Genomic DNA, 3,572 nt, shown 5'->3' on the forward strand with positions numbered 1-3,572 from the left:
GAGCGAAAGCGAGCGGTTTCCACGGCTACCATGTACATAAGATGCTCATTCGCGATGCGGTCGAATCCGACTTCGCAGCTATCACAGCAATCTATAACGACGTCCTGCTGAACACCACCGCGATCTACAGCGATCAGCCCGCTACTATCGACCAACGGATGGAAATATGGAAGAGCCGGTTGCAGCAAAACTACCCTACGCTCGTCGCCAGCAATGACGAATCGGTCCTCGGCTTCGCTTCGTTCGGTGACTTTCGATCCTGGCCGGGGTATCGCTTCACGGTCGAGCACACCGTACACGTAAGCGCGTCTTCCAGAGGGCAGGGAATTGGTTCGGCCCTGCTTCGCGCATTAATTCCGCGGGCCGCCGCACTCGGAAAGCACGTAATGGTCGGAGGAATCGATGCGGACAACGTCGCCTCACTCCGCTTTCACGAGCGCCTCGGGTTTGAGCGCGTGGCTCATTTCAAACAGGTCGGATTCAAGTTCAACCGCTTCCTCGACTTAGTGTTCGTTCAACTTATAATCAATCCCGCCGAAACAATAGTAAGTCGAGACCAAAAGTAAGTCGCATCGGACCTACCGGCTCCGCTCGCAACGGACGGTAAATCGAAGTAAGAACTTCGCGGACCGCCGCGGCATCGAGATCGGCAGCCGTAATCGCGCGACGGTGATCGGTCAGGGTAAATCCGTCCGTGAAAGCTTCTAGAGTCCGCGCCACGCGATCCCGGCCCACGCCCCGCAGTTCCACTAAGTCCTCAGGGGCCGGAACTGCGACCATCAGCCGCCCCCCGCTTGCCAGCACACGCCGTAACTCGGCCGCATTCATCCGTGCCGTCACCGACAGCGCCAAAGAGAACGTGCCGTCCGCGTAGGGCACGAACCGGTCGGCGTTCCCCACAATCCATTCGCAGCCGGGATACCTTCGCGCCGCCGCATCTACCGCCGGAATCGAGATATCGATCCCATGCCCGGCGAACCCATGTTCAGCGGCAAGCCGGCCCAGAAAGAATCCCTCGCCGCATCCTTCATCGAGGACCACATCGCTCGCTGCCGGGGCGGCCAACGCGGAGATCGCCTCGAGCAACGGCTCCGTCACGCCGCTATCGTGCAGTCGGCGGCGGGCGGCAACTGCCTCCGCCGAATCGCCCGGCCGCCTGGAGCGTCGGTCCTGCGGTTGGAGCAGATTGATGTAGCCGCTCTTCGCGATATCGAACGAATGTCCGCGCGGGCAGACCACGCGACGATCCTCGCGCGTCAAGTGTAAGTGGCAGCCGCGCACCGGGCAGAGAAGCATTGGCTATTCTAGCTGGTTGATTCTAACGGGCGCCTGCCAACCGGCGATCCCGCTAAACTGAAATTGCGCCCCCGCGAACAGATGCCTGAAGTAACGCCTGGAACCTCACCGGGAATGCTGGAGAAAATCGGCCGCTACCAGATCACGCGCGAGCTGGGGCGCGGCGCGATGGGCGTTGTCTATCACGCAATCGACCCCGTGATCGGCCGGCCCGTCGCCATCAAGACCCTGCGTCTGCGCGATGTAGACGACGCCGATCATCGCCGCCGCCTGCGTGAACGCTTGTTCCGCGAGGCCCGATCCGCCGGCGCGCTGTCGCATCCCGGCATCGTCACGATCTACGACATGGATGAGGTGGATGGCCTGGCTTATATCGCCATGGAATTCGTCGACGGCGAAACGCTCGACGAGATTCTTTCGCGCCCGAAGCTCATCTCGAAAGACCGCCTCACCGAGGTGTTACGGCAGGCTGCCGCCGCGCTCGACTACGCGCATCGCAAAGGAGTGATCCATCGCGATGTCAAACCCGCCAACATCATGATCGACGCGGCGGGCGCGGTCAAGATCACGGACTTCGGCATCGCCAAGATAACTCAGCTCGAAGGCCAGACACTTACCGGAGTTCTGGTGGGCACGCCTAACTATATGTCGCCCGAACAAGTGCAAGGGCACGACATTGACGGCCGGTCCGATCAGTTTTCGCTGGCTGTGATTGCTTATGAGATGTTGACCGGCGAGCGCCCGTTCGCAGGGGAACAAATCTCCACCGTCGTTTACAAGATTGTTAGCGAGCAACCGGCGCCCGTCCAGAACATCAACACCTCTTTGAACGAAGGCGTGGACCGCGCTCTCCGCAAGGCGCTGCATAAGAAACCAGACCGCCGCTACTCTACGTGCACGGCTTTCACTACAGGTCTGGATGCAACTCTGGCCGCGGCTGGAAACTGGCGAGTGTTGGCGCGCAAAGCGCATCAGGCGATGCCGACCGCGGCGGCCGGCGCCGTCACGCGCACGTTCCGGCCGGTTCAGAAAGCAGCGCTTTCGAAGCCCGCTGCCGCAGTCCCAAATCCGGTCCCAATCGTCGAGAAAATCCCGGAGAAACGCCAGAAGAAGCGGCGCAGAACGGTGGGCGATTGGCTCGTTCTATTTGCCGGCGGCGCGGTGATTCTGTGCGGCATTCTTGCGCTGTTGGTTTGGCAAACCGACATTCTCGATGTTCCCTGGATCCACGACTTAGTCGAGCCCGGATCCAGCGGGGACCAGACGTCGCAAGAGGCGCCCCCAGCCGGTACGGCGCCGCAAACCGCGCCGGATCGCCGCAGCCCCATGCCCGCGCCGCCGTCTCTCGAAGCGCAATCGAAGCCGGCGCCCGCACCGACTCAAGCGACTCCCAGTCAGGACAGCACGCCCGCTGAGAGTACTTCGCAGCCGGTCTCGACTCCTCCTGTGCAGCGCGCGTCGCGCACGGACGAACCGGTCACCAACCAATCGATAGAAGTGCTCACCGATCCGGCCGGCGCCACCGCGACTCTCGATGGCTCCAGCGAACTGACTTGTCGCACGCCGTGTAAGTTGCCGGCCTCTAGCGGGGTTCATACGGTCATGATCACGCTCCCGGGTTATCAGCCGGAGAGTAGGGAAGTGCGGGTGAGCCATGAAGATACGGAGATGCCGTTAGTCTCGATGCGCGCTGCCAACGGCGTACTTATGCTAACGAGCGATCCGAGCGGACTTAGCGTGATCGTCGACGGGCGTTCTACCGGCTATCAGACGCCGGTTCGTATGACGCTGCCCGCCGGTCCGCACTATGTCACGGTTGACAGAAGCGGAACTCAGGCATCGGGAGCGATTCAGATTCGTAACGGCGATCTTACGGCGTTGAAGTTAATCGTCCGATGATCCTCCGGCAGGGTAACTCCCTCGAGCAATCTGCCGTCCGGTATAGGCAGCCCGGTTCTCACCTCAAGCGGTAAAACTCCGGCCCACACCGGCAACCCATAGTCATCTTCATCATCCGACGGCGGTCCGGTTCTTACTTTTGCCGAAGCTTCTTCGATCAGGAATTCGAGCACCGCGGTGGCCTTCAATTCCTTCTCGCTTGGTTGGCGGACTTCTTCCCATCGGCCCGGGATGACATGCTCCGAGATAGCACGTAGCGATCGAACCTTTTGTTCCGGATCTTCAATCTTCCGTGCCGTTCCGAAGGCAACGACGGACCGGTAGTTCATTGAGTGGTTAAACGCAGACCGCGCTAAGACCAGCCCATCTAGAATCGT

The 3,572-nt window shown here is 60.9% G+C and carries 4 protein-coding genes; 2 read left to right on the top strand and 2 right to left on the bottom strand.

The genetic code is table 11. The annotated features are described in order from the left end of the window. Nucleotides 1-41: 41 nt before the first annotated feature. On the top strand, nt 42-566 hold the full coding sequence (locus tag H1Y01_RS03545) for a GNAT family N-acetyltransferase (RefSeq protein ID WP_180538846.1): 525 nt from the start codon (nt 42-44) through the stop codon (nt 564-566). Here H1Y01_RS03545 and H1Y01_RS03550 read toward each other — a convergent pair. Then, a complete protein-coding gene (locus H1Y01_RS03550; protein ID WP_180538848.1) occupies nt 526-1,296 on the bottom strand; it encodes a putative RNA methyltransferase in 771 nt (256 codons plus the stop codon). The two genes, H1Y01_RS03545 and H1Y01_RS03550, sit on opposite strands and share 41 nt — an antisense overlap. 63 nt (nt 1,297-1,359) lie before the next feature. Between H1Y01_RS03550 and H1Y01_RS03555 the strand changes: the two genes are divergently transcribed. After that, the gene (locus tag H1Y01_RS03555; RefSeq protein WP_180538850.1) at nt 1,360-3,195 is read left to right on the top strand and encodes a serine/threonine-protein kinase; all 1,836 of its coding nucleotides are present in this window, start codon (nt 1,360-1,362) and stop codon (nt 3,193-3,195) included. On the opposite strand, the gene H1Y01_RS03560 is transcribed toward H1Y01_RS03555, so the two are convergent. Beyond that, on the bottom strand, nt 3,147-3,572 hold a 426-nt coding region (locus H1Y01_RS03560; protein WP_180538851.1), incomplete at its 5' end, for a pyridoxamine 5'-phosphate oxidase family protein. The genes H1Y01_RS03555 and H1Y01_RS03560 overlap by 49 nt on opposite strands.

It is taken from the genome of Nevskia soli, assembly GCF_903970205.1.
Classification (GTDB): domain Bacteria; phylum Acidobacteriota; class Terriglobia; order Bryobacterales; family Bryobacteraceae; genus Bog-113.